At 63.8% G+C, this 24,047-nt stretch carries 22 protein-coding genes; 21 read left to right on the top strand and 1 reads right to left on the bottom strand.

Going from position 1 to position 24,047, the window contains the following annotated elements; genetic code table 11:
- Window positions 1–98 precede the first annotated feature (98 nt).
- From AC56DV_RS14275 to AC56DV_RS14305, 7 genes are all read left to right on the top strand, one after another.
- Entirely contained in the window at window positions 99–869 is a 771-nt protein-coding gene (locus tag AC56DV_RS14275) for an ABC transporter ATP-binding protein (RefSeq protein WP_496314942.1), read from the top strand.
- On the top strand, window positions 869–1,576 hold the full coding sequence (locus AC56DV_RS14280) for an ABC transporter ATP-binding protein (RefSeq protein ID WP_496314943.1): 708 nt from the start codon (window positions 869–871) through the stop codon (window positions 1,574–1,576). Before AC56DV_RS14275 ends, AC56DV_RS14280 begins: the two co-directional genes overlap by 1 nt.
- A gap of 44 nt (window positions 1,577–1,620) precedes the next feature.
- The gene (locus tag AC56DV_RS14285) at window positions 1,621–2,829 is read left to right on the top strand and encodes an ABC transporter substrate-binding protein (RefSeq protein ID WP_496314944.1); all 1,209 of its coding nucleotides are present in this window, start codon (window positions 1,621–1,623) and stop codon (window positions 2,827–2,829) included.
- Between the two features lie 84 nt (window positions 2,830–2,913).
- Window positions 2,914–3,798, top strand: a complete 885-nt coding sequence (locus AC56DV_RS14290) for a branched-chain amino acid ABC transporter permease (protein ID WP_496314945.1) — start codon at window positions 2,914–2,916, stop codon at window positions 3,796–3,798.
- A gap of 21 nt (window positions 3,799–3,819) precedes the next feature.
- Complete coding sequence (locus AC56DV_RS14295) at window positions 3,820–4,791, top strand: branched-chain amino acid ABC transporter permease (protein ID WP_496314946.1); 972 nt, start codon at window positions 3,820–3,822, stop codon at window positions 4,789–4,791.
- Between the two features lie 75 nt (window positions 4,792–4,866).
- On the top strand, window positions 4,867–6,939 hold the full coding sequence (locus AC56DV_RS14300; RefSeq protein WP_496314947.1) for a 3-hydroxybutyrate oligomer hydrolase family protein: 2,073 nt from the start codon (window positions 4,867–4,869) through the stop codon (window positions 6,937–6,939).
- 153 nt (window positions 6,940–7,092) lie between these two features.
- The gene (locus AC56DV_RS14305; protein WP_496314948.1) at window positions 7,093–10,083 is read left to right on the top strand and encodes a sensor histidine kinase; all 2,991 of its coding nucleotides are present in this window, start codon (window positions 7,093–7,095) and stop codon (window positions 10,081–10,083) included.
- A gap of 36 nt (window positions 10,084–10,119) precedes the next feature.
- Here the strand turns inward: AC56DV_RS14305 and AC56DV_RS14310 are convergent, their stop codons facing one another.
- On the bottom strand, window positions 10,120–11,286 hold the full coding sequence (locus tag AC56DV_RS14310) for an iron-containing alcohol dehydrogenase (protein WP_496314949.1): 1,167 nt from the start codon (window positions 11,284–11,286) through the stop codon (window positions 10,120–10,122).
- 189 nt (window positions 11,287–11,475) lie between these two features.
- On the opposite strand from AC56DV_RS14310, the gene AC56DV_RS14315 reads away from it, so the two are divergent.
- The 14 genes from AC56DV_RS14315 (at window position 11,476) to AC56DV_RS14380 (ending at window position 24,028) form a co-directional block, all read left to right on the top strand.
- Window positions 11,476–12,240 (top strand): sulfite exporter TauE/SafE family protein, encoded by a 765-nt coding sequence (locus tag AC56DV_RS14315; protein WP_496314950.1) that lies wholly within the window; start codon window positions 11,476–11,478, stop codon window positions 12,238–12,240.
- Between the two features lie 187 nt (window positions 12,241–12,427).
- Window positions 12,428–14,359, top strand: coding sequence for a tRNA uridine-5-carboxymethylaminomethyl(34) synthesis enzyme MnmG (mnmG, locus tag AC56DV_RS14320; protein ID WP_496314951.1), 1,932 nt, complete (start codon window positions 12,428–12,430; stop codon window positions 14,357–14,359).
- Window positions 14,356–15,000: a 16S rRNA (guanine(527)-N(7))-methyltransferase RsmG gene (gene rsmG / locus AC56DV_RS14325; RefSeq protein WP_496314952.1), complete on the top strand. Its 645-nt coding sequence runs from the start codon at window positions 14,356–14,358 to the stop codon at window positions 14,998–15,000. The genes mnmG and rsmG overlap by 4 nt, the downstream gene beginning before the upstream one ends.
- Before the next feature lie 96 nt (window positions 15,001–15,096).
- Window positions 15,097–15,867: a ParA family protein gene (locus AC56DV_RS14330; protein WP_057154285.1), complete on the top strand. Its 771-nt coding sequence runs from the start codon at window positions 15,097–15,099 to the stop codon at window positions 15,865–15,867.
- Between the two features lie 12 nt (window positions 15,868–15,879).
- On the top strand, window positions 15,880–16,767 hold the full coding sequence (locus tag AC56DV_RS14335) for a ParB/RepB/Spo0J family partition protein (RefSeq protein ID WP_496314953.1): 888 nt from the start codon (window positions 15,880–15,882) through the stop codon (window positions 16,765–16,767).
- A 218-nt stretch (window positions 16,768–16,985) separates the two neighbouring features.
- Entirely contained in the window at window positions 16,986–17,354 is a 369-nt protein-coding gene (locus tag AC56DV_RS14340) for an ATP synthase subunit I (protein WP_496314954.1), read from the top strand.
- Window positions 17,355–17,376: 22 nt separating this feature from the next.
- On the top strand, window positions 17,377–18,174 hold the full coding sequence (gene atpB / locus AC56DV_RS14345; RefSeq protein ID WP_496314955.1) for a F0F1 ATP synthase subunit A: 798 nt from the start codon (window positions 17,377–17,379) through the stop codon (window positions 18,172–18,174).
- A 63-nt stretch (window positions 18,175–18,237) separates the two neighbouring features.
- Entirely contained in the window at window positions 18,238–18,519 is a 282-nt protein-coding gene (gene atpE, locus AC56DV_RS14350; RefSeq protein WP_057154289.1) for a F0F1 ATP synthase subunit C, read from the top strand.
- A 38-nt stretch (window positions 18,520–18,557) separates the two neighbouring features.
- Window positions 18,558–19,028, top strand: a complete 471-nt coding sequence (locus tag AC56DV_RS14355; RefSeq protein WP_496314956.1) for a F0F1 ATP synthase subunit B — start codon at window positions 18,558–18,560, stop codon at window positions 19,026–19,028.
- Between the two features lie 2 nt (window positions 19,029–19,030).
- On the top strand, window positions 19,031–19,564 hold the full coding sequence (locus tag AC56DV_RS14360) for a F0F1 ATP synthase subunit delta (protein ID WP_496314957.1): 534 nt from the start codon (window positions 19,031–19,033) through the stop codon (window positions 19,562–19,564).
- Between the two features lie 71 nt (window positions 19,565–19,635).
- A complete protein-coding gene (gene atpA, locus AC56DV_RS14365) occupies window positions 19,636–21,177 on the top strand; it encodes a F0F1 ATP synthase subunit alpha (protein ID WP_057154292.1) in 1,542 nt (513 codons plus the stop codon).
- A gap of 61 nt (window positions 21,178–21,238) precedes the next feature.
- Window positions 21,239–22,114, top strand: coding sequence for a F0F1 ATP synthase subunit gamma (gene atpG, locus AC56DV_RS14370; RefSeq protein ID WP_057154293.1), 876 nt, complete (start codon window positions 21,239–21,241; stop codon window positions 22,112–22,114).
- A 30-nt stretch (window positions 22,115–22,144) separates the two neighbouring features.
- Window positions 22,145–23,545 carry a F0F1 ATP synthase subunit beta gene (gene atpD / locus AC56DV_RS14375; RefSeq protein WP_496314958.1) on the top strand — a complete coding sequence of 467 codons (1,401 nt, stop codon included), beginning with the start codon at window positions 22,145–22,147 and terminating at the stop codon, window positions 23,543–23,545.
- Between the two features lie 60 nt (window positions 23,546–23,605).
- On the top strand, window positions 23,606–24,028 hold the full coding sequence (locus AC56DV_RS14380) for a F0F1 ATP synthase subunit epsilon (RefSeq protein WP_496314959.1): 423 nt from the start codon (window positions 23,606–23,608) through the stop codon (window positions 24,026–24,028).
- The last annotated feature ends 19 nt before the right edge of the window (window positions 24,029–24,047 follow it).

Here is a 24,047-nt window from a genome sequence, read left to right on the forward strand (position 1 = left end):
CTAGCTTGATGGTATTTATACTGTATTGTTCACGATTTTTTTTGTGTGTATGATCGGTTGAAAATTTGGCAGTTTATAAAGAATAACCAGGAGATACGATGTCAAACTTTATCTTGGAAACAAGAAATTTGACCAAGGAATTCAAGGGTTTCACTGCTGTAAACGACGTGAATCTGAAGGTCCAGCGCGGCCACATCCACGCCTTGATAGGCCCTAACGGCGCCGGCAAGACCACCTGCTTCAACTTGCTGACCAAGTTCCTGGTGCCGACCTCGGGCCAGATCCTGTTCAACGGCAAGGACATCACCGCCGCCAAGCCGGCGCACATCGCGCGCATGGGGGTGATACGTTCTTTCCAGATTTCCGCCGTCTTTCCCCACCTCACGGTGCTGCAGAACGTGCGCATCGGCCTGCAGCGCCAGCTGGGCACCACCTTCCACTTCTGGCAGAGCGAGCGCTCGCTGGACCAGCTGAACGCGCGCGCCATGCAATTGCTGGCCGAGGTGGACCTGACCGAGTTCGCCGACACCATCACCGTGGACATGCCCTACGGCCGCAAGCGCGCGCTGGAGATCGCCACCACGCTGGCGATGGAGCCGGAGCTGATGCTGCTGGACGAGCCGACCCAGGGCATGGGCCACGAGGACGTGCACCGCGTAACCGAGCTGATCAAGAAGGTATCGGCCGGCCGCACCATTTTGATGGTGGAACACAATATGAACGTGGTGTCTGGCATTTGCGACAAGATCTCGGTGCTGCAGCGCGGCGCCATGCTGGCCGAAGGCAGCTATGCCGAGGTGTCGAAAAACCCGCAGGTGATGGAAGCATATATGGGCACGGAAGCAACCGAACTGGTGGGGGCGCACTGATGGCGGCCGCACTGGAAATCAGCAATCTGCAGGCGTGGTACGGCGAATCGCACATCCTGCACGACGTGAACATCGCGGTGCAGCCGGGCGAAGTGGTGACCTTGCTGGGCCGTAACGGCGCCGGCCGCACCACCACCTTGCGCGCCATCATGGGCCTGACCGGCGCGCGCAAGGGCTCGATCAAGGTGAACGGGGTGGAAGCGATCGATTTGCCGACGCACAAAGTGGCCCACCTCGGCATCGGCTATTGTCCCGAGGAGCGCGGCATTTTCGCGTCGCTGTCGACCGAGGAAAACCTGCTGCTGCCGCCGCAGCTGGCCACCGGCGAGAAGGGCATGCCGATCGAGGAAATCTACGCCATGTTCCCCAACCTGGAGGAACGCAAGCACAGCCAGGGCACGCGGCTGTCGGGCGGCGAGCAGCAGATGCTGGCCGTGGCGCGCATCCTGCGCACCGGCGCCCGCCTGCTGCTGCTGGACGAGATTTCGGAAGGCCTGGCGCCGGTCATCGTGCAGGGCCTGGCGCGCATGATTTTGACCCTGAAAGCGAAGGGCTACACCATCGTCATGGTGGAACAGAATTTCCGCTTCGCCGCTCCGTTGGCGGACCGGTTTTACGTGATGGAGCATGGTCAGATCGTCGAGACTTTTGCTGCATCGGAGTTGAGCGCAAAGATGCCGGTGTTGACCGAACTGCTCGGCGTCTGAATTTTTACCGTACCACTACAAAACCCTTAGGACGGAGACAAAAAATGAAACTCAAAACTATCGCCACCGCAACCGCAGCAGCATGCGCCCTGGGCCTGGCCTGCGGCGCGCAAGCCCAGGTGTCCGGCGACACCATCAAGATCGGCTTCATCACCGACATGTCCGGCCTGTATTCCGATATCGACGGCCTGGGCGGCGCGGAAGCGATCAAGATGGCAATCGCCGATGCCGGCGTGGTCATCGCCGGCAAGAAAGTTGAATTCGTCTCCGCCGACCACCAGAACAAGGCCGACATCGCCGCCTCCAAGGCGCGCGAATGGTTCGACCAGCAGGGCGTGGACCTGCTGATCGGCGGCACCAACTCGGGCGCCAACCTGGCCATGGCCAAGGTGGCCTCCGAGAAGAAGAAGATCTTCATTTCCATCGGCGCCGGCTCGGCCCGCCTGACCAACGAGGAATGCACGCCCTACACCGTGCACTACGCCTACGACACCGTGGCGCTGGCGCGCGGCACCGGCGGCGCCATCGCCAAGCAGGGCGGCAAGAACTGGTACTTCATGACGGCCGACTACGCCTTCGGCCAGTCGCTCGAGAAGGACACGGCGGACGTGGTGAAGGCGTCCGGCGGCAAGGTGCTGGGCAGCGTCAAGCACCCGCTGTCGGCGTCGGACTTCTCGTCCTTCCTGCTGCAGGCGCAGTCGTCCGGCGCGCAGATCCTGGGCCTGGCCAATGCCGGCGGCGACGCCATCAACTCCATCAAGGCGGCCAACGAGTTCGGCATCACCAAGAAGATGAAGCTGGCCGGCCTGCTGATCTTCATCAACGACGTGCATTCGCTGGGCCTGAGCACCACCCAGGGCATGTACCTGACCGACGGCTGGTACTGGGACCTGAACGCGGACACCCGCGCCTGGTCCAAGCGCTATTTCGAGAAGATGAAGAAGGAGCCGTCGATGCTGCAGGCGGCCGACTACTCGGCCACCGCGAACTACCTGAAGGCCGTGAAAGCGGTCGGCACGGACGACTCGGACAAGGTCATGGCGCACCTGAAGAAAACCCCGATCAACGACATGTTCGCCAAGGGCGGCGTGATCCGCCAGGACGGCCGCATGGTGCACGACATGTATCTGATGGAAGTGAAGAAGCCGGCGGAATCGAAATACCCCTGGGACTACTACAAGGTGGTGGCCACCATCCCCGGCGACCAGGCTTATGTGACCAAGGCCGAAACCAAGTGCGCACTCTGGAAGTAAGTTAGTTGCACCCGCGCCGCCCCCGCAGGGGGCGGCATGTCTTTACCACATCACCGGTCCCGGTGATTTTTTATCTCGCGAGCCATGGCTATAACCGATATCCCCTTGTCCGCGTGGATGAGCCAGCTGTTGCTGGGACTCGTCAACGGTTCCTTTTATGCCATGCTGTCGCTCGGCCTGGCCGTGATCTTCGGCCTGCTGAACGTCATCAATTTTTCCCACGGCGCCCTGTACATGATGGGCGCTTTCCTGGCCTGGATGGGCATGACCTATTTCGGCCTGAATTACTGGGCCATGCTGGCGCTGGCCCCCATCGTGGTCGGACTGTTCGGCATCGTCATTGAAAAGACCATGCTGCGCTGGCTCTACAAGCTGGACCACCTGTACGGCCTGCTGCTCACCTTCGGCATCACCCTGGTGGTGGAGGGCGTGTTCCGCTCCTTCTACGGCGTGTCCGGCCAGCCGTTCGAGACGCCGGCGCTGCTGCAGGGCGCCACCGACCTCGGCTTCATGTTCCTGCCCAACTACCGCGCCTTCGTGGTGGTGGCGTCGCTGGCCGTGTGCCTGGCGACCTGGTACGTGATCGAGAAAACCAAGCTCGGCTCCTACCTGCGCGCCGGCACCGAGAACCCCAAGCTGGTGGAAGCGTTCGGCATCAACGTGCCGCTGATGGTGACCCTGACCTACGGCTTCGGCGTGGCGCTGGCGGGCTTCGCCGGGGTGCTGGCCGCGCCCATCATCCAGGTCTCGCCGCTGATGGGCTCGAACCTCATCATCGTGGTGTTCGCCGTGGTGGTGATCGGCGGCATGGGTTCCATCATGGGCTCCATCCTGACCGGCCTGGCGCTCGGCGTGATCGAGGGCCTGACCCGCGTGCTGTATCCGGAGGGTTCGTCCGTGGTGGTGTTCGTGGTGATGGTCATCGTGCTGCTGCTGCGTCCCGCCGGCCTGTTCGGCAAAGAGAAATAAGAGAACCGAGGAATTCATCCCATGAATAAAAACATAGGCTATGCCATCGCCTTCGCCATCGCGCTGGCCGCCCCCTTCGTCGGCTATCCGGTGTTCCTGATGAAGCTGCTGTGCTTCTCGCTGTTCGCCTGCGCCTTCAACCTGCTGATCGGCTTCACCGGCCTGCTGTCCTTCGGCCACGCGGCCTTCTTCGGCGGCGCCGGCTACGTGGCCGGCTACATGCTGCGCGACATGGGCTGGCCGTTCGAGCTGGGCCTGCTGGCCGGCGTGGCCGCTGCCGCCCTGATCGGCCTGGTGATGGGCGGCCTGGCGATCCGCCGCCAGGGCATCTACTTCTCCATGATCACGCTGGCGCTGGCGCAGATGGTGTACTTCGGCGCGCTGCGCGCGCCGTTCACCGGCGGCGAGGACGGCCTGCAGGGCGTTCCACGTGGAAAACTGCTGGGCGCGCTCGACCTGGCCAACGACACCGTGCTGTACTTCGTGGTGCTGGCCATCTGCGTGGCCGGCTTCGCGCTGATCGTGCGCACCGTGCATTCGCCGTTCGGCCAGGTGCTCAAGGCCATCAAGGAAAACGAGCCGCGCGCCATCTCGCTGGGCTACGACGTCGACAAGTACAAGCTGATGGCCTTCGTGCTGTCGGCCGCGCTGGCCGGCCTGGCCGGCGCCACCAAGACCGTGGTGCTGGGCTTTGAAACGCTGACCGACGTGCACTGGACCATGTCCGGCCTGGTGATCCTGATGACCCTGGTGGGCGGCATGGGCACGCTGGCCGGTCCGATGCTGGGCGCGGTCATCATCATCCTGCTGGAGAACAAGCTGGGCGACATCGGCACCTTCCTCGCCAGCCTCACCGGCGTGGAGTGGTTCAACACGCTGGGCGAAGCGGTCAGCATGGTGACGGGCCTGATCTTCGTGGCCTGCGTGCTGCTGTTCCGGCGCGGAATAATAGGGGAAATCGTGGCGCGCTTCGATCACAAGAAGCCAGCCTGAACCAGCAACAACGCCGGATTCGTCCGGCGTTTTTTTTACTTCCGATTTACAACCAACTGCAAGCATGGAGGAGACATGAACAAGAACAATATCCGCATGGCCAAGCTCACCGCGATGGCCGCCGCCGTGGCCACGCTCGCGTCCTGCGGCGACAGCAGCAACGCGCCGGAAGAACTGAACGTGCTGCCGTCCTACCTGGGCGCGGTCACCAGCACCAGCTACGACGGCAACACGGACGACCTGCTGACGGCGGGCCTGGGCCGCACCGGCCTGGCCGCCGCCGCGCCCGCCTACGCCGACCCGCTGAAACCGACCGCCGCCGAACTGCGCCGCAACGCCATCCACGGCAATTACCGCGCCGTGCTCGACATCAACGCCAACAGCGGCTACGGCACCATGTACGGCCCCAACGTGAACGCGGCCGGCGTGGCCGGCAGCGGCGAGGGCAAGGTGGCCGGCACCGAATACGTGGCCTACGCGGACGACGGCACCGGCAAGCAGAACGTGACCCTGCTGGTGCAGGTGCCGGCCACGTTCGACCCGGTCAATCCCTGCATCGTCACCGGCGTTTCCAGCGGCTCGCGCGGCATCTACGGCGCCATCGGCAGCGCCGGGGAGTGGGGCCTGAAGAACAACTGCGCCGTGGCCTATGCCGACAAGGGCAGCGGCATCGGCCTGTACACCTTCGAGGACGACAGCGTGAACCTGCAGAACGGCCAGCGCGCCACGCGCGCGGCGGCCGGCAAGAACGCCAACTTCGCGCCGGCCTACACCGAGGCCGAGCGCGCCGCCTTCGCGGCAGGCAACCCGGGCCGGGTCGCCTTCAAGCACGCGCACTCGCAGCAGAATCCAGAGAAAGACTGGGGCAAGATCACCCTGCAGGCGGTGGAATTCGCCTACTACGTGCTGAACGAGCGCTACGGCCAGCTGGCGTCGGACGGCAAGAGCCACCTGGTGCGGCTGACGCCGAAGAACAGCGTGGCGATCGCGTCCAGCATCTCGAACGGCGCCGGCTCCGCCCTGCTGGCTGCCGAGCAGGACACCAAGGGCCTTATCAGCGCCGTGGCGGCCACCGAGCCGCAAATCCAGCCCAGGACAGCCACCGGCTACTCGGTGCGCCTTGGCGGCGTTCCTGTGCCGTCCCAGGCCAAGCCGCTGTTCGACTACTCGACCTTCGCCGCGCTGTACCAGCCCTGCCTGGCCGAAACCGTCGCCGGCGGCCGCTGCGGCGCGCTGGCCGCCAAGGGCCTGCTGACCGGCAGCAGCCTGGCCGACCAGCAGAACGACGCCAGGGCCCGCCTGAAGGCCTACGGCTGGAACGCGGAATCCGACGTGCTGCAGGCCGCGCACGCCGGCACCAACATCCTGGTGGCGGTGACCTACGCCTACGCCTACGGCAAGTTCAGCGCGCTCGACAAGGTGTGCGGCTTCACCTTTGCGGGGGTGGACGCAGCCGGCGCGCCGGCCGTGATGACGGCCGCCGTCAAGGCGTCCAGCTTCGCCACCCAGAACGGCATCATCGGCAGCGTGATCTATGAGAACTCGGTGGGCGGCGCCAAGGCCTACAACCTGGGCGTGTCGCCGTCGACCAATGCGGCCGACCAGTCGCTGGACGGCTTCCTGTGCCTGCGCTCGCTGGCCACCGGCAGCAACCCGGTCACGGGCGCGGCGCTGAGCGGCACGCTGGCCGAGCAGAGCGCGCGCGTGAAAGCGGGCATCGCCGAAGTGCAGGCCAGCGGCAACCTGAAAGGCAAGCCGGCCATCATCGTGTCCGGCCGCAGCGACGCGCTGATCCCGGTCAACCATGCGTCGCGCGCCTATCTCGGCCTGAACGCCAGCGTGGAGGGCAGTGCCAGCAAGCTGCGCTACATCGAGGTGACCAACGCCAACCACTTCGACTCGTTCAGCAATGCGCTGCCGGCCAACGTGGTGCCGCTGCACGTGTACCTGTTCCGCGCGCTGGACGCGGTGTACGCCAACCTGCGCAACCCCAGCGGCGCGCCGCTGCCGCCGTCGCAACTGGTGCGCACCACCACGCGCGCCAGCAACGCGGTGCCGATCACGGTGGCCAACCTGCCGCCGATCGCCGCGTCGGCCGGCGCCAACGCCATCACCGCCACCAGCACCACGGTGGACGTGCCCAACTAAGTATTTTCCGCGGCATGCCTTTGGCCGGCCTCGGCCGGCCAAAGGCCACGCTACAATCTTTCCTCCGAAACAACTGAAAGAAGCCGCTGCATGGGCAAGGGGAAAACGCGCGCATTAACAATCACACTGGCCCTGGCCTGTTGCCTGTCTCCGTTGCATAAGGGCTGGGCCATCGAAGCCGATGCGAAGCTGCAGCAGCTGCACCACACCTCGTGGCTGCAGCGCGACGGCGTGCCGGGCGACCTGCGCGCACTGGCGTCGACCCGCGACGGCTATCTTTGGATGGGCTCGGACAGCGGCCTGGTGCGCTTCGACGGCACCCGCTTCGAGCTGTACCAGCCGCTGCGCGGCCAGCTGCCCGACAAGGACGTCAACGTGATGAAGGCCGCGCCGGGCGGTGGGCTGTGGATAGGCTGGAGCATCGGCGGAGTGAGCCTTCTGCGCGACGGCGCGGTGAGCAATTTCACCGTGGCCGACGGCCTGCAGAAGGGCACCATCTGGGGCTTCGCCTTCGACCAGCAGGGCGGCGTCTGGGCCGCCGGCTTGACCGGACTGGCCCGCTACGACGGCAGGCGCTGGCAGCAGATGGGCCCGCAGCAGGGCTTCACGGCGCGCAAGGCGTCCGCCGTGTTCGTGGACCGCCACGGCACCGTGGCCGCTTTCACCGAGCGGGGTTTGTTCCTGATGCCCAAGGGCGCCACCCGCTTCGGCCCGCCGATCGGCAAGCTGGACACGCGCCAGCCGCCGCAGCAGGACAAGGACGGCCGCATCTATTTCCTGGAGCAGCGCGGCATCCGCCTGCTCGACAGCCTGGAACGCTACGAGGACGACAGCGCCTGGGTCTACCGCGACCCGGCCGGCGAGAGCGGCAGCATGCTGGCCGACCGCCACGGCACGCTATGGTTCGACGGCAAGGACCGGCTGTACCGGCTGAGCGATCCGGCCACCGCGCGCGCCGCGCCGGGCCGCATGCTGGCGCCGCAGACGCAAGCCTACGGCCACGGCGAAGGCCTGAGCGGCAGCGTGGTGCACAGCATGCTGGAAGACGACAGCGGCACCGTCTGGATCGCCACCGACAAGGGCCTGGACCGCTTCCGCCGCGCCGCCCTGACCGCCGTTCCGGCCGCCGAGCCGGGCGTGAACCTGGCCAACGCGGACTTGCTGCCGGCCGGCGGCGACGGCATGTGGCTGGCCATGCCCTCCAAGAATTTTCCCTGGACGCTGGCGCGGCCCGACGCCACTTTCTGGCAGGCGCAGCCGGCGCTGCCGGTTGCGGTATCGGCAGCGCTGCGCGGGCAGGGCGGCGAACTGTGGCTGGGCGGGCGCGCGGGCATCTACCGGCTGGAGCAGGGCGAGGAACACAAGCGGGACAGCGCCTCCGCCGTGCGCGAGGTCGCCTATCCGCCGGGGGGCTACAAGGGGCACGTGCACAGCCTGATGCAGGACAAGTCCGGCGCCATCTGGGCCTCCATCGTGCGCGGCGGCGTGTTCCGCTACAGCGGCGGCCTGTGGAGCGTGGACAGCAGGCTGATCCCGGATGCCGCGTTTTCCATGCTGGGCGACAGCCAGGGCCGGCAATGGTTCGGCTATATCGACAACCGCATCGCCATGCTGGACGGCGCCGCGCCGGTGCGCACCTATGGCGCGGCGGAAGGCCTGGCGCTGGGCCGCGTCATCGCCTTGCGCGAATTCGGCGGCCGCATCTGGGCTGGCGGCATGCAGGGCCTGGCGCTGTTGCGGCAAGACCCGCTGTCGCGGCAAGACCGGTTTGTGCGCGTGCGCGCCGAGCCGGCGGCGCTGCTGGAAAGCACCTCGTCGATGCAGGCGGCGCCGGACGGCAGCCTGTGGCTGCTCACCGGCGCGGGCTTGCTGCGCATCAGCCCGGAAGACCTGCGCGCCCTGCTGGCCGATCCCGCCCACATCGTGCGCCCGCGCGTGTTCGACGAGGCCGACGGCTTGCAGGGCCGGGGCAGCCAGTTCAGCGCTGCCGGGCTGGCGCTGGCCGCCGACGGCAAGCTGTGGGTGTCCACGTCCAACGGGCAGTTCTGGCTGGACCCGCTGCACCTGCCGCGCTACCTGTCGGCACCGGAGGCGCAGGTGCAGTCGTTGAGCGCGGGCGGCAAGCTGTACCCTAATCTTGGCGCCGCGGCGCTGCCGGTGGGCATGCAGAACCTGCAGTTCGACTACAGCGCGCCCGAACTGGCGATGCCGGAGCGCACGCGCTTCCGCTACATGCTGGAAGGCTATGACAAGGAGTGGCAGGAGGCGGGCGCGCGGCGCCAGGCGTTCTACACCGGCTTGGGGCCGGGCAGCTACCGCTTCCGCGTAATGGCGTCCAGCGCCGGCGGCGCCTGGGGCCAGGCCGGCCCCGGCATGGCGGTCACCCTGCCGCCCGCGTGGTACCAGACGCTGTGGTTCAAGGGCCTGTGCGGCGGCCTGGGCGGTCTGTCGCTATGGCTGCTGTACTGTATGCGGGTGCGCCAGCTGGCGGCGCGGGTGCAGGCGCACCTGGAAGGGCGGCAGGCCGAGCGCGAGCGCATCGCACGCGAACTGCACGACACGCTGCTGCAGGGCATCCAGGGCTTGATACTGCGTGTCCACGCGGCGGCGCAGCGCCTGCCCGCCGCCGAACCCGCAAGGCTGGCGATGGACTCCGCGCTGGACCGCGCCGAGCAAGTGCTGACGGAAGGCCGCGACCGGGTGCGTGACCTGCGCCACCCGGTCTTGCTGGAACAGGGCATAGCAGGGGCGCTGGCGGAGGCTGGCGGCGAGCTGGCGGCGGAACATGGGCTGACGTTCCGCATGACGACTAAGGGCCGGCCGCGCGCGTTGCGGGAGGAGGCGGTCTACGATATTTACCGCATCGGCAGCGAGGCCTTGTCCAATGTCGCGGCGCACGCGCGCGCCACGGCGTTGGACGTGGTGCTGGCGTACAAGGCGGACGGCTTGGTGCTGAGTGTCAAGGATGACGGCGTGGGCATCGCGCAGGACGTGCTGGGCGCGGGATCGCGCCCCGGCCACTGGGGCTTGCCCGGCATGCGCGAACGGGCGGCGCAGCTGGACGGAACACTGGATATAGCGAGCGCGCCGGGGCAGGGCACCGAACTGACGCTGCGCATCCCGGCGGCGTCGGCCTATTGTTGATCGGATTGATGCGCAGGCGCCTGGCGCGCTGCGTTCCTACAGCGCGGCGGCGTAGATCGCCCTGGCGTCCGCCCGCGTCACCTCGCGCGGATTGTTGCCCAGCAGGCGGGTCTGCAGCATGGCGTCATCGGCCAGCCGGTCCAGGTCGGCCTCTGCGATGCCGACTTGCTGCAGGGTCCGCTCTATCCCCGAGATGACGGCAATCTGCTGCATTGCAACAACGAGCGCTTCGGCCCTCGCCTCCACCGAGCCCTCCGCATGCGGCACCACGATGCCGGCCAGTTCTGCATACAGCGGCGCCGCCGCCGGCGCGTTGAAGCGCATCACGTGCGGCAGCACCAGCGAGTTCGACAAGCCGTGCGGCACGTGGAAGATGCCGCCGATCGGGTACGCCAGTGCGTGCACCGCCGCCACCGGCGCGTTCGAGAAGGCCTGGCCCGCCAGCATCGCGCCCAGCAGCATGGCTTGGCGCGCGGCCAGGTTCTTGCCGTTCTCGCAGGCCGGGATCAGGTTGCGGGACAGCAGGCCCAGCGCCTGGCGCGCCAGCATGTCCGACAGCGGGTTCTTCTTGTGGCGGCTGGTGTAGGCCTCGATCGCGTGCACCATGGCATCGATGCCGGTGGCGGCCGTCACCATGGCGGGCAGGCCCATGGTCAGCTCGGCATCCAGGATCGCCAGGTCCGCGTACAGCTGCGGCGCCACCACGCCCATCTTGGTGGTCTCGCCGGTGGTGACGATGGCGATATTGGTGACCTCGGAGCCGGTGCCGGCGGTGGTGGGAATCTGCACCAGCGGCAGGCGCGCGCCCTTCACGTTGCCGATGCCGTAGATGGCCGACAGCGGCTGCTCGCCGCCCGCCAGCACCGCGATCAGCTTGGCCACATCCATCGAACTGCCGCCGCCGAGGCCGATGACCAGATCCGCGTCATGCTCGCGCGCGGCGGCCACTGCCGTCAGCACCACCTGCTCCGGCGGGTCCGCCACCACGTCCGAATAGATTTTCACGTGGAACCCTTCGGCGCCCAGGCTGTCTGCCGGCGCCTGCACCAAGCCGGTTTTCAGGAAACCCGGGTCGGTCACCAGCAGCGCGCGGCGCGCGGCGGGAAAGCGGGAGCGCACATGCTCGCCCAGTTTCCGGGCCGCGCCCAGTTCAGAAACGATGTGGGCAACGGTGCTGAAAGCGAAAGCAGGGAAGTCGTTCATGGCGAGGTCGGCTGCTAGCCGGCGTGGAATGTTGGCATTCCAGCTTACACCAAAATCTAGCGAGCTGAGCCGCATTCGGGGCCTGACCCCGAATGCGGCTCAGCCCGGTTCGTGGCGGACGGCTTGCAACTTTCTTCCGTACAATGATGAGCTTCTAACTTGCCGCGCGGGCGGCGTTCATGGGGCGTTATGGTTGTTGATATTCTGGTGTTGGGCGTGGCGGCGTTTGCGGCCGGGCTGGTGGATGCGGTAGTGGGCGGCGGCGGCCTGATCCAGATCCCGGTGCTGTTCTCGGTGTTTGGCAACACCGCCCCGGCCACGCTGCTCGGCACCAGCAAGCTGGCCGGCATCTTCGGCACGGCGGCGGCGGCGGTCAACTATGCGCGCCGCGTCAGCATCGCCTGGACCACGGCGGCGCCGGCCGCGATGGCCGCTTTCGTGTTCGCCTTCCTCGGCGCCTACACCGTCACCAAGATCCCGCCGGACTTCATGCGCACCCTGCTGCCCATCGTGCTGATCGCCGTGGCGGTGTACACCTTCTGGCGCAAGGACTTCGGCAGCATCCACGCGCCGCTGCACACCGGCGCCAGGGAGCGCCTGATGGCCGTCGGCTGCGGCGCGCTGATCGGTTTCTACGACGGCTTCTTCGGCCCCGGCACCGGCAGCTTCCTGGTGTTCCTGTTCGTGCGCTTCTTCGGCTTCGACTTCCTGGCGGCTTCCGCCGTGGCGAAGGTGGTGAACGTGGCCTGCAACTTCGCCGCGCTGATGTGGTTCGGCTACTCGGGCCACTTGCTGTGGCAGCTGGGCCTGATGATGGCGGCTTGCCAGGTGGCCGGCTCGCTGCTCGGCACCAAGCTGGCGATGAAGCACGGCAGCGGTTTCGTGCGCCGCTTGTTCTTGCTGGTGGTGACGGTGCTCATCTTTAAGACCGGGTACGACGCTTTCCTGAAGTGATTGTTTCACGTGGAACAGTGGATGAGGGCGCTTCGGCGCCCTTTTTTACGTCCCTTGTTGTCCAATCGCAGTGTTCCACGTGGAACAATCAGAAAATTTCATGTCTAAATTTCTGCCTAAAAAAGTCGCAGCAGCAAAAAGACTCTATAATCTGATCTCATTCCTCGCATTCACCCCAATACCAAAAATGTTATTTCCTACCCAATTCGACGTCATCGTCGTTGGCGGCGGTCACGCCGGCACCGAGGCGGCCCTTGCTTCTGCCCGCATGGGCCAGAAGACGCTCTTGCTGACGCACAACATAGAGACGCTGGGCCAGATGTCGTGCAACCCTTCCATCGGCGGTATCGGCAAAGGCCACCTGGTCAAGGAAGTCGACGCGATGGGCGGCGCCATGGCGATTGCCACCGACGAGTCGGGCATCCAGTTCCGCATCCTGAATTCCTCCAAAGGCCCAGCCGTGCGCGCCACCCGCGCCCAGGCCGACCGCATCCTGTACAAGCAGGCCATCCGTTCGCGCCTGGAAAACCAGCCCAACCTGTGGCTGTTCCAGCAGGCCGTGGACGACCTGATGGTGGAGGGCGACCGCGTGGTCGGCGCCGTCACCCAGATCGGCTTGAAGTTCCTGGCCCCGGCCGTGGTGCTGACCGCCGGCACTTTCCTGGACGGTAAGATCCACGTCGGCCTGCAAAACTATTCGGCCGGCCGCGCCGGCGACCCGCCCGCGATCTCGCTGTCGGCCCGCCTGAAGGAGCTGAAGCTGCCGCAGGGCCGCCTGAAAACCGGCACGCCGCCGCGCATCGACGGCCGCAGCATCGACCTGAGCGCCATGACCGAACAGCCGGGCGACCTGGACCCGGTGCCGGTGTTTTCCGTCATGGGCAACACCGCCATGCACCCGCGCCAGATGCCGTGCTGGGTGACCCACACCAACACCAAAACGCACGACATCATCCGCGCCGGCCTGGACCGCAGCCCGATGTACACCGGCGTGATCGAGGGTGTCGGCCCGCGCTACTGCCCGTCCATCGAGGACAAGATCCACCGCTTCTCGTCCAAGGAATCGCACCAGATTTTCCTGGAACCGGAAGGCCTGACCACCAACGAGTTCTACCCGAACGGCATCTCCACCAGCCTGCCATTCGACGTGCAGATCGAGCTGGTGCGCTCGATGAAGGGCATGGAAAACGCCCACATCCTGCGGCCCGGCTACGCCATCGAATACGACTATTTCGACCCGCGCGGCCTGAAGGCGTCGCTGGAAACCAAGGCCGTGGGCGGCCTGTATTTCGCCGGCCAGATCAACGGCACCACCGGCTATGAAGAGGCGGCCGCGCAGGGCATGCTGGCCGGCATCAACGCCGCGCTGCAGACCCAGGGCAAGGAAGCCTGGACCCCGGCGCGCTCGGAAGCCTACCTGGGCGTGCTGGTGGACGACCTGGTGACGCAGGGCGTGCAGGAGCCGTACCGCATGTTCACCAGCCGCGCCGAGTACCGTTTGAGCCTGCGCGAAGACAACGCGGACATGCGTCTGACCGAGATCGGCCGCAAGCTGGGCGTGGTCGGCGACGCGCAATGGGAAGCCTTCGACCGCAAGCGCGAAGCCGTGGCCAGGGAGCTGGAGCGCCTGCGTTCCACGTGGGTGAACCCGCGCATCCTGGCGGCGGACGAGTCGGAACGCGTGATCGGCCAGGCCATCGAACGCGAGTACTCGCTGGCCGATCTGCTGCGCCGTCCGGGCGTGGCCTACGATAAGCTGATGACCATGTCCGGCATGGAAGGGCAGGCCCTGGCCGGCCCCGGCGTGGACGACGCGGCGGTGCAGGAACAGGTGGAAATCCAGCTCAAATATTCGGGCTATATCGACCGCCAGAGCAAGGAAGTGGAGCGCCACGAGCACTACGACAACCTGAAACTGCCGGAAGGTTTCAACTACCTGGACATCACCGCGCTGTCGGTGGAGGTGCGCCAGAAGCTGAACGCGCAGCGCCCGGAGACCCTGGGCCAGGCGTCGCGCATCTCGGGCGTGACCCCGGCGGCGATTTCGCTGCTGCTGGTGCACCTGAAAAAGACCGGTTTCGGCGGTTTCGTGAACTTGAAAGATGAGGCTGTGCAATGAAGTTTTTCGACCGAGCAGCATTGGCCGAAGTGTTGAAGCAGGGCGTGGCGGAACTGGCGCTGGAGCTGTCCGCCGCGCAGCAGGAGCAGCTGCTGGATTACCTGGCGCTGCTGAACAAGTGGAATAGCGTCTACAACCTGACCTCGGTGCGCGATCCGATGCAGATGATGACGCTGCATTTGCTGGACTCGCTGGCCGCCGTGCCGGCCTTCCAGGGTGCGCAGAACGTGCTGGACGTGGGCGCGGGCGGCGGGCTGCCGGGCGTGGTGCTGGCGATCTCGAAGCCGGACATGAAGCTGTCGATGATCGACACGGTGCACAAGAAGACCGCCTTCCTGACGCAGGTGAAGGCGGAGCTGGGCCTGGCCAACGTGACGGTGTACACCAAGAAGGTACAGGAGCTGGAGGTCAAGCAGCCGTTCGACGTGATCACGTCGCGCGCCTTCGCGGACCTGAGCGATTTCGTGAACTGGTCCGGGCACCTGCTGGCCGAGGGCGGCCGCTTTATCGCCCTGAAAGGCACGGCGCCGCAGGACGAGCGCGAGCGCCTGCCGGCGCCATGGAAAGTGGAACGGCTGCAGGCCTTGAAAGTGCCGGGGCTGGAGGCGGAGCGCCACCTGGTTTTCATCGCCAGGCAGTAACGATATAAACGGTATAAATCATTTATACCGTATAAACTAAATAAACCATATAAACGATTTATACCGTATAAACGATATAACTAATAAGAAGAGTACATGGCCAAAATTTTTTGTGTAGCGAATCAAAAGGGCGGCGTGGGCAAGACAACCACCACGGTCAACCTCTCCGCCGGACTGGCCAAACTGAACCAGCGCGTATTGCTGGTGGACCTGGACCCGCAGGGCAACGCCACCATGGGCGCGGGCATCAACAAGGCCGGGCTGGCGGCATCGACCTATGAAGTGCTGCTGGGCCAGTCGGACGTGGCCACGGCGCGCCAGCGTTCGGAAGCAGGGCGCTTCGACGTGCTGCCGTCCAACCGCGAGCTGGCCGGCGCCGAAGTGGAGATGGTGGAGCTGGACAACCGCGAGCGCCGCCTGAAGGATGCGCTGGCCGCCGTCGACAAGGAATACGACTTCATCCTGATCGATTGCCCGCCCGCGCTGTCGATGCTGACGCTGAACGGCCTGTGCGCCGCGCACGGCGTGATCATTCCGATGCAGTGCGAGTACTACGCGCTGGAAGGCCTGTCCGACCTGGTGAACACCATCAAGAAGGTGCACGCCAACCTGAACCCGGACCTGAAGATCATCGGCCTGCTGCGCGTGATGTTCGATCCGCGCATGACGCTGTCGCAGCAGGTGTCGGCGCAGCTGGAGCAGCACTTCGGCGACAAGGTCTTCAAGACCATCATTCCGCGCAACGTGCGCCTGGCCGAAGCGCCGTCGTACGGCATGCCGGGCGTGACCTTCGATCCCGCCTCCAAGGGCGCGCAGGCGTACATCGCCTTCGGCGCGGAGATGGTCAAGCGCATCAAGAAGATGTAACAGGATAAAACTATGGCAACCAAGAAACTGAAAGGCCTGGGACGCGGCCTGGACGCCCTGTTGGGCGGCGACGGCGATCCATCCAACCCGGCGGCGAACGGCAGCGCGCCGACCGAGCTGGCCGTGGCGCACATGCAGGCCGGCAAATACCAGCCGCGCACGCGCATGGACGAGGGCGGGCTGGCCGAGCTGGCCGCCTCGATCAAGACCCAGGGCATCATGCAGCCCATCCTGGTGCGCCCGATCGCGCCGGCCAAGGGCAGCGTTGTGAAATATGAAATCATCGCCGGCGAACGCCGTTTCCGCGCGGCGCAGCTGGCCGGCCTGGAAAACGTGCCGGTACTGGTGCGCGAGGTGGACGACAAGACCGCCGCCGCCATGGCGCTGATCGAGAACATTCAGCGCGAGGACCTGAACCCGCTGGAAGAGGCGCAGGGCATCCAGCGCCTGATCACGGACTTCGACTTCACCCACGAGCAGGCGGCCACCGCCGTCGGCCGTTCGCGCAGCGCTGTTTCCAATCTGTTAAGGCTGATCAACCTGGCGGCGCCGGTGCAGACCATGCTGATGGCGGGCGATATCGACATGGGCCACGCCCGCGCCCTGCTGGCGGTCGATGCCGCGACCCAGATCACCCTGGCGAATGTTGTCGTGGCGAAACGTCTTTCGGTGCGCGAGACGGAAAAGCTGGTGCAGCGCGCGCAGGAGGAGCAATCCGAGCAGGCCCAGCGCAAGCAGAAGGACAAGTCCGGCGACATCCTGCGCCTGGAGGAGGAACTGGCCGATCTGCTGGCCACGCCGGTGGTATTCAAGATGGGCGCCAAGGGCCGCGGCCAGATGGTGATCGATTTCGCCGACCTGGACGTGCTGGATGGCCTGCTGACCCGCCTGCGCGGCTAGCATCGCACCGTCTGATACCAACAGTTGCGGAAAGATAGCGACTGTGATAGCGCACCCACGGTGCGCTATCTTGGTGCATCCCCTCTAAAATCGATGCAAAACCGTATCTTTCTTGCCCAAACGGCCATGTTGCGGCGCACCATGTTTGACCAAACTAAGCAATTCCTAATATAATCCCGTGTCTTTAGGTGTATACGCTTTCTCTGGGAACCCGGCAAGTGAGTGATTTTTCGCAACGCATTGCCTCTCCGGTGTTTAAAGTAGTTGCCTTGCAGTTCACAATCGCCACGTTTTTTTCCGCCGCCACGGCTTACTTTGGCAGCGTTGAGAGAGGCTGGTCTGCCGCTTTAGGCGGAGCGATCGCAGTCATCGGGAGCCTGGTGTACGCGATGATTGTCGCGGGCGAAACGAATGACGCCAAGAAAGCATTCCGGACGCATTTTCGCGCCGAGATGGTTAAAGTTTTCATAACGGCAGCGCTGTTCATTACGGCGCTGGTACTGTTCTCGTCGGCCGCATGGTTATGGCTGATCATAGGTTTCGCGGTAGCGACCCTGGCTTACTGGTTCGCGCTGCTAGCAGTTTAATTAACAAAATCTGACAAACATTATGACCACTGAACACGGGGGCCACGCGGCTCCGGCTAACGCCACAGAGTACATCCAGCACCACTTGTCGCACCTGAAAAGTGCGGACGCCACCATCAACCTGGACACGTTCTGGGTTTCGGCCATTCTGGGCCTGGTGTTTATCGGCGTGTTCGCCATGGCTGCGCGCCGCGCCACCCCCGGCGTGCCGGGCAAGCTGCAGAACTTCGTCGAATGGATCATGGAACTGGTCAACGACACCGTCAATTCCGCTTTCCACGCCAAGAGCGCCGTGATCGCGCCGCTGGCCATCACCATCTTCGTCTGGGTATGGCTGATGAACGCAATGGACTTCCTGCCGGTTGACCTGCTGCCGAAAGTGCTGGAATTCTTCGGCGTGTACAAGCTGCGCGTGGTGCCGACCGCCGACGTGAACCACACCTTCGGCATGTCGATCGGCGTACTGCTGTGCATTATCGGCTTCTCGATCAAGGCCAAGGGCGTCGGCGGCTGGGGCAAAGAGCTGTTCACCGCGCCGTTCCACGCACACGGCATCGCCGCCATCTTCCTGGCGCCGGTCAACTTCATCTTCCAGATGCTGGAACTGCTGGCCAAACCAATTTCGCTGTCGCTGCGACTGTTCGGCAATATGTACGCCGGCGAGCTGATTTTCATTCTGATCGCGTTGTTGCCTTGGTGGGCGCAGTGGCTGTTGGGTGGTCCATGGGCAATCTTCCACATCCTGATTGTAACTCTGCAAGCTTTTGTGTTTATGGCGTTGACGGTTGTGTACCTCTCCCTCGCGGTTGAGAAGCATTAATCAGCAACTTTATTTTTAGTTTTTGAAGTATCTTTCGTTTTTTTTAAATTTAGGAGAAATCTAATGCAAGCTCTGATCGCACAAGTACAAAGCATGACCGTTCTGGCCGTAGCAATCATCATTGGCCTGGGCGCCATCGGTACCGCACTCGGCTTCGCTATCCTGGGTGGCAAGTTCCTGGAAGCTTCGGCACGTCAACCAGAGCTGATGCCACAACTGCAAACCAAACTGTTCGTTATCGCCGGTCTGCTGGACGCGATCTCCATGATCGGCGTTGGTGTTGCTCTGCTGTTCACGTTCAACAACCCGTTCCTGACCGCCCTGACCGCCGCTGTAGCGCAGTAATCACCGCTCCAACCGGGGAAACTTTTTAGGAGCAAGGTATGGACATTAATATGTCGCTCATCGGCCAGATGATCACCTTCGCGGTGCTCGTTTGGTTCTCGATGAAATTCGTTTTCCCAGCGTTGAATTCCACGCTGGACGAGCGTGCCAAGCGTATCGCCGATGGTCTGGCTGCGGCCGACCAGGGCAAGGCCTCGATGGAAATCGCTGAAAAGCGTGCTTCCGAAGCCCTGTCCTCCGCCCGCGACGAAGCTGCCCAGCGCGTCGCGGACGCCGAGAAGCGTGCGCAACTGGTGGCTGAAGAAATCAAGGCCAACGCCAAAGCCGAAGCGGACCGCATCATTGCGCAAGCCAAAGCTGAAGCCGAACAGCAAGTTACCCAGGCCCGCGAAGCTCTGCGCGCCCAGGTGGCCGACCTGGCGGTCAAAGGTGCCGAGCAGATCTTGAAGCGTGAAGTCACCGCGTCGGCCCACGCCGACCTGCTGGCCCGCCTCGCGACTGAGCTGTAATCATGGCTGAACTCGCAACCGTCGCCCGTCCCTACGCGGAAGCCCTCTTCCGCGTAGCCCAAGCCGGCAACCTCGCGCAGTGGTCCGATCTGGTGTCCGAACTGGCCCAGATCGGCGGCAACGCCGATGTGCTGGACTATGCCCGCAATCCGAAAGTTTCGGAAAGCGATGTCACCGCCGCCATTCAGTCTCTGGTGAAGTCGCCGCTGAACGCGGAAGCCAATAACTTCCTCGGCATGCTGGTCGCCAACAATCGTATCGAATTGCTGCCTGAAATCGGCGCCCAATTCCAGCTGTTGAAAAACAGCGCGGAAGGTGCGGCGGATGCCGAGATCACGAGCGCGTTCGACATGAGCGCCGCCCAGGTTTCCGAGCTGGTTGCCACGCTGGAAAAGAAATTCAGCCGCAAGATCAACCCGAGCGTGACCGTAGACCCATCGTTGATCGGTGGCGTGCGCGTGGTCGTCGGTGACGAAGTGCTCGACACTTCGGTCCGCGCCAGGCTGCAGCAGATGCGCGTCGCGCTGGTCGCTTAAGACCCGCTGGCCGCTACGGCAGACCAAATATACCCTCGCGCAAGCGGAGAGAACTACATTTAGGAGTTAGTATGCAACTCAACCCATCTGAAATCAGCGAGCTGATCAAGAGCCGGATCCAAGGCATTGATGGCGGCGCTGAAGTGCGCAATCAAGGCACGGTTATTTCCGTAGCCGACGGTATCTGCCGCATCCACGGTCTGTCGGACGTAATGCAAGGCGAGATGCTGGAATTCCCAGGCAACACCTTCGGCCTGGCAATGAACCTGGAGCGCGACTCGGTCGGCGCCGTTATTCTGGGTGCTTACGAGCACATCTCGGAAGGCGACACCGTCAAGTGCACCGGCCGCATCCTGGAAGTGCCGGTCGGTCCTGAGCTGCGCGGCCGCGTGGTCAACGCCCTGGGCCAGCCGATCGACGGCAAAGGTCCGGTCGAAGCCAAGCTGACCTCGCCTATCGAAAAGATCGCACCGGGCGTGATCGCCCGCGAATCCGTGTCGCAGCCTATGCAGACCGGCCTGAAGTCGATCGACGCGATGGTGCCTATCGGCCGTGGCCAGCGTGAGCTGATCATCGGCGACCGCCAGACCGGTAAGTCGGCGGTAGCGGTTGATGCGATCATCAACCAAAAAGGCCAGGGCATGACTTGCATCTACGTTGCAATCGGCCAGAAAGCTTCCACCATCAAGAACATCGTGCGCTCGCTGGAAACGCACGGCGCGATGGAGTACACCATCGTTGTGGCCGCGACCGCTTCCGAGTCCGCCGCAATGCAGTACATCTCGGCCTACTCCGGCTGCACCATGGGCGAATACTTCCGCGACCGCGGCGAAGACGCCCTGATCGTGTACGATGACCTGTCCAAGCAAGCAGTTGCCTACCGTCAGATCTCGCTGCTGCTGCGCCGCCCACCAGGCCGCGAAGCGTACCCAGGCGACGTGTTCTACCTGCACAGCCGCCTGCTGGAACGCGCAGCACGCGTGAACGCCGACTACGTCGAAGCCTTCACCAAGGGTGAAGTCAAAGGCAAGACCGGCTCGCTGACCGCGCTGCCGATCATTGAAACCCAGGCTGGCGACGTTTCGGCGTTCGTGCCAACCAACGTGATTTCGATTACCGACGGCCAGATCTTCCTGGAAACCTCGCTGTTCAACTCCGGTATCCGTCCTGCGATCAACGCGGGTATCTCGGTGTCGCGCGTTGGTGGCGCCGCCCAGACCAAGGTCATCAAAAACCTGTCCGGCGGTATCCGTACCGACTTGGCGCAGTACCGTGAACTGGCTGCGTTCGCGCAGTTCGCTTCCGACCTGGACGAATCGACCCGCAAGCAGCTGGACCGCGGTGCCCGCGTGACCGAACTGCTGAAGCAGGCTCAGTACTCGCCGCTGTCGATTTCCCTGATGGGCGCATCCCTGTTCGCAGTGAACAAGGGCTTCCTGGACGACGTGGCAGTGAAGAAAGTGCTGCCATTCGAAGCCGGCCTGCACGCCTACCTGAAGACCAAGCAAGCTGCTCTGCTGGCCAAGATCGAAGAAACCAAGCAACTGGACAAAGACGGCGAAGCCGCCCTGTCGGCCGCCATTGCTGATTTCAAGAAATCCGGCGCATTTTAAGCGGCTCGGCGGTCCAGGCGCACGCCTCGGACCGCCCTCAGCGCAGAAGGAGTAAGGACTCATGGCAGTAGGCAAAGAGATACGTGGCAAGATCAAAAGCGTAGAGAATACGAAGAAGATCACCAAGGCGATGGAAATGGTCGCCGCATCGAAAATGCGCAAGGCGCAGGATCGCATGCGCGCCGCCCGTCCCTACAGTGACAAGGTTCGTAATATCGCCGCTAATCTGGCGACCGCCAACCCTGAATACACGCACCCGTTCCTGGCGCAAGCCCAGGGAACCGAAGCGAAAGCAGTGGGTTTCATCATCGTCACGACCGACAAGGGTCTGTGCGGTGGCTTGAACACCAACGTGCTGCGCATGGTGACGGCGAAAACGCGCGAGCTGGAAACGGCCGGCGTCAAGGTTGAAGCAGTAGCCATCGGTAACAAAGGTTTGGGGTTCTTGAATCGGGTGGGCGTCCCTGTTGTTGCGCAAGCGACGCAGATCGGCGACACGCCGCATCTGGAGAAACTGATCGGGCCTGTGAAGGTCATGCTCGAGAAGTTCACGGAAGGCAAACTCGACGCAGTGTACCTGTGCTATACCAAGTTCATCAACACGATGAAGCAAGAGCCGCAAGTGCAGCAGCTGCTGCCGCTGACGGCGGACAACATCACGGCCGACAAGGGTAGCCTCAAGTGGGACTACATCTACGAGCCGGATGCAGCGACCGTGATTGACGAACTGCTGGAGCGCTACATTGAAGCGCTGGTATACCAGGCGGTGGCGGAAAACCTGGCGTCCGAGCAATCGGCCCGCATGGTGGCGATGAAAGCCGCCAGCGACAACGCAGGCAGCGTCATCGGTGAACTGAAGCTGATCTATAACAAGACGCGTCAGGCTGCGATTACCAAAGAACTCTCCGAAATCGTTGCCGGTGCGGCTGCGGTTTAAACGAATTTAACTATATTTGAAGGAACGAACATGGCTGATGGCAAAATCGTTCAGTGTATCGGCGCTGTGGTGGACGTTGAGTTTCCACGCAACGCGATGCCCAAGGTATTTGATGCCTTGAAAATGGCAGGCTCCGAGCTGACCCTGGAAGTACAACAACAGCTGGGCGACGGCGTGGTCCGTACCATTGCTCTGGGTTCGTCCGACGGCCTGCGCCGCGGCATGATGATCCAGAACACCGGCAAACCAATCATGGTTCCAGTGGGCAAAGCCACGCTGGGCCGCATCATGGACGTGCTGGGCAACCCGATCGACGAATGCGGTCCAGTTGCGCACGACCAGATCGCTTCGATCCACCGCACGGCCCCTGCGTACGACGAACTGTCGCCGTCGCAAGACCTGCTGGAAACCGGCATCAAGGTTATCGACCTGGTGTGCCCGTTCGCCAAAGGCGGTAAAGTCGGTCTGTTCGGCGGTGCCGGTGTGGGCAAGACCGTGAACATGATGGAACTGATCAACAACATCGCCAAAGCGCACTCGGGTCTGTCCGTGTTCGCCGGCGTGGGCGAGCGTACCCGCGAAGGTAACGACTTCTACCACGAGATGGCCGATGCCAAGGTGGTTGACCTGGAAAACCCGGAAAACTCCAAAGTGGCGATGGTTTACGGTCAGATGAATGAACCACCAGGCAACCGTCTGCGCGTCGCGCTGACCGGTCTGACCATGGCGGAAGCGTTCCGTGACGAAGGCAAGGACGTTCTGTTCTTCGTGGACAACATCTACCGCTTCACCCTGGCCGGTACCGAAGTATCCGCACTGCTGGGCCGTATGCCTTCCGCAGTGGGTTACCAGCCTACCCTGGCCGAAGAAATGGGCCGCCTGCAAGAGCGCATCACGTCCACCAAGACCGGTTCGATCACCTCGATCCAGGCCGTGTACGTTCCAGCGGATGACTTGACCGACCCGTCGCCAGCGACCACCTTCGGTCACCTGGATTCGACCGTGGTTCTGTCGCGTGACATCGCCTCGCTGGGTATCTACCCTGCGGTGGACCCGCTGGACTCGACCTCGCGCCAGCTGGACCCGCTGGTCGTTGGCCAGGACCACTACGACACCGCGCGTGCCGTACAGGGCACCCTGCAGCGCTACAAGGAACTGCGCGACATTATCGCGATTCTGGGCATGGACGAACTGGCGCCGGAAGACAAGCTGCTGGTGGCGCGCGCTCGTAAGATGCAGCGTTTCCTGTCGCAGCCGTTCCACGTTGCTGAAGTGTTCACCGGTTCCCCAGGTAAATACGTTTCGCTGAAAGACACGATCAAGGGCTTCAAGATGATCGCTTCGGGCGAACTGGATCACCTGCCGGAACAAGCGTTCTACATGGTCGGCACGATCGAAGAAGCAATCGAAAAAGCCAAAAAACTCAACTAATCGCTGAGTTTGCTTCGGCCCCGCCGCAAGGCGGGGCCGTCATATCCCGATAGGACACACATGGCAAATACCATACACGTAGACGTGGTTTCCGCGGAAGAGCAGATCTTCTCGGGCGAAGCCGAATTCGTCGCGTTGCCGGGCGAGCAGGGCGAGCTGGGTATCTACCCCAAGCACACCCCGCTGATCACCCGTATTCGTCCAGGCGCGGTACGCATCAAGGTAGCGGGCAAGGCTGAAGAAGAGTTCGTCTTCGTCGCCGGCGGCCTGCTGGAAGTGCAGCCGAATGCCGTCACGGTACTGGCTGACACCGCGATCCGTGGTGCAGACCTGGATGAAGCCAAGGCCTCGGCCGCCAAGAAACTGGCGGAAGAAGCGCTGGCCAACAACACCGGCAGCATCGACTACGCGAAAGCGCAAGCCGAGCTGGCCGCCGCGATCGGCCAACTGGCCGCCATCGCCAAACTGCGCGCCAAGCATTAAGCTTCACGCAGCAGAGCCA

This window comes from Massilia sp. BGA-UO-ETr-WB1 (assembly GCF_059567845.1).

What these genes read in the sequence shown, in the direction of transcription:
- AC56DV_RS14310 (WP_496314949.1), bottom strand. Translation starts at nt 11,286, where the DNA reads ATGAACGACTTCCCTGCTTTCGCTTTCAGCACCGTTGCCCACATCGTT.
- AC56DV_RS14290 (WP_496314945.1), top strand. Translation starts at nt 2,914, where the DNA reads ATGGCTATAACCGATATCCCCTTGTCCGCGTGGATGAGCCAGCTGTTG.
- AC56DV_RS14335 (WP_496314953.1), top strand. Translation starts at nt 15,880, where the DNA reads ATGGCAACCAAGAAACTGAAAGGCCTGGGACGCGGCCTGGACGCCCTG.
- AC56DV_RS14330 (WP_057154285.1), top strand. Translation starts at nt 15,097, where the DNA reads ATGGCCAAAATTTTTTGTGTAGCGAATCAAAAGGGCGGCGTGGGCAAG.
- AC56DV_RS14300 (WP_496314947.1), top strand. Translation starts at nt 4,867, where the DNA reads ATGAACAAGAACAATATCCGCATGGCCAAGCTCACCGCGATGGCCGCC.
- AC56DV_RS14355 (WP_496314956.1), top strand. Translation starts at nt 18,558, where the DNA reads ATGGACATTAATATGTCGCTCATCGGCCAGATGATCACCTTCGCGGTG.
- atpA (WP_057154292.1), top strand. Translation starts at nt 19,636, where the DNA reads ATGCAACTCAACCCATCTGAAATCAGCGAGCTGATCAAGAGCCGGATC.
- AC56DV_RS14380 (WP_496314959.1), top strand. Translation starts at nt 23,606, where the DNA reads ATGGCAAATACCATACACGTAGACGTGGTTTCCGCGGAAGAGCAGATC.
- AC56DV_RS14280 (WP_496314943.1), top strand. Translation starts at nt 869, where the DNA reads ATGGCGGCCGCACTGGAAATCAGCAATCTGCAGGCGTGGTACGGCGAA.
- atpB (WP_496314955.1), top strand. Translation starts at nt 17,377, where the DNA reads ATGACCACTGAACACGGGGGCCACGCGGCTCCGGCTAACGCCACAGAG.
- atpD (WP_496314958.1), top strand. Translation starts at nt 22,145, where the DNA reads ATGGCTGATGGCAAAATCGTTCAGTGTATCGGCGCTGTGGTGGACGTT.
- mnmG (WP_496314951.1), top strand. Translation starts at nt 12,428, where the DNA reads ATGTTATTTCCTACCCAATTCGACGTCATCGTCGTTGGCGGCGGTCAC.
- AC56DV_RS14285 (WP_496314944.1), top strand. Translation starts at nt 1,621, where the DNA reads ATGAAACTCAAAACTATCGCCACCGCAACCGCAGCAGCATGCGCCCTG.
- AC56DV_RS14295 (WP_496314946.1), top strand. Translation starts at nt 3,820, where the DNA reads ATGAATAAAAACATAGGCTATGCCATCGCCTTCGCCATCGCGCTGGCC.
- AC56DV_RS14275 (WP_496314942.1), top strand. Translation starts at nt 99, where the DNA reads ATGTCAAACTTTATCTTGGAAACAAGAAATTTGACCAAGGAATTCAAG.
- atpG (WP_057154293.1), top strand. Translation starts at nt 21,239, where the DNA reads ATGGCAGTAGGCAAAGAGATACGTGGCAAGATCAAAAGCGTAGAGAAT.
- atpE (WP_057154289.1), top strand. Translation starts at nt 18,238, where the DNA reads ATGCAAGCTCTGATCGCACAAGTACAAAGCATGACCGTTCTGGCCGTA.
- AC56DV_RS14315 (WP_496314950.1), top strand. Translation starts at nt 11,476, where the DNA reads ATGGTTGTTGATATTCTGGTGTTGGGCGTGGCGGCGTTTGCGGCCGGG.
- rsmG (WP_496314952.1), top strand. Translation starts at nt 14,356, where the DNA reads ATGAAGTTTTTCGACCGAGCAGCATTGGCCGAAGTGTTGAAGCAGGGC.
- AC56DV_RS14360 (WP_496314957.1), top strand. Translation starts at nt 19,031, where the DNA reads ATGGCTGAACTCGCAACCGTCGCCCGTCCCTACGCGGAAGCCCTCTTC.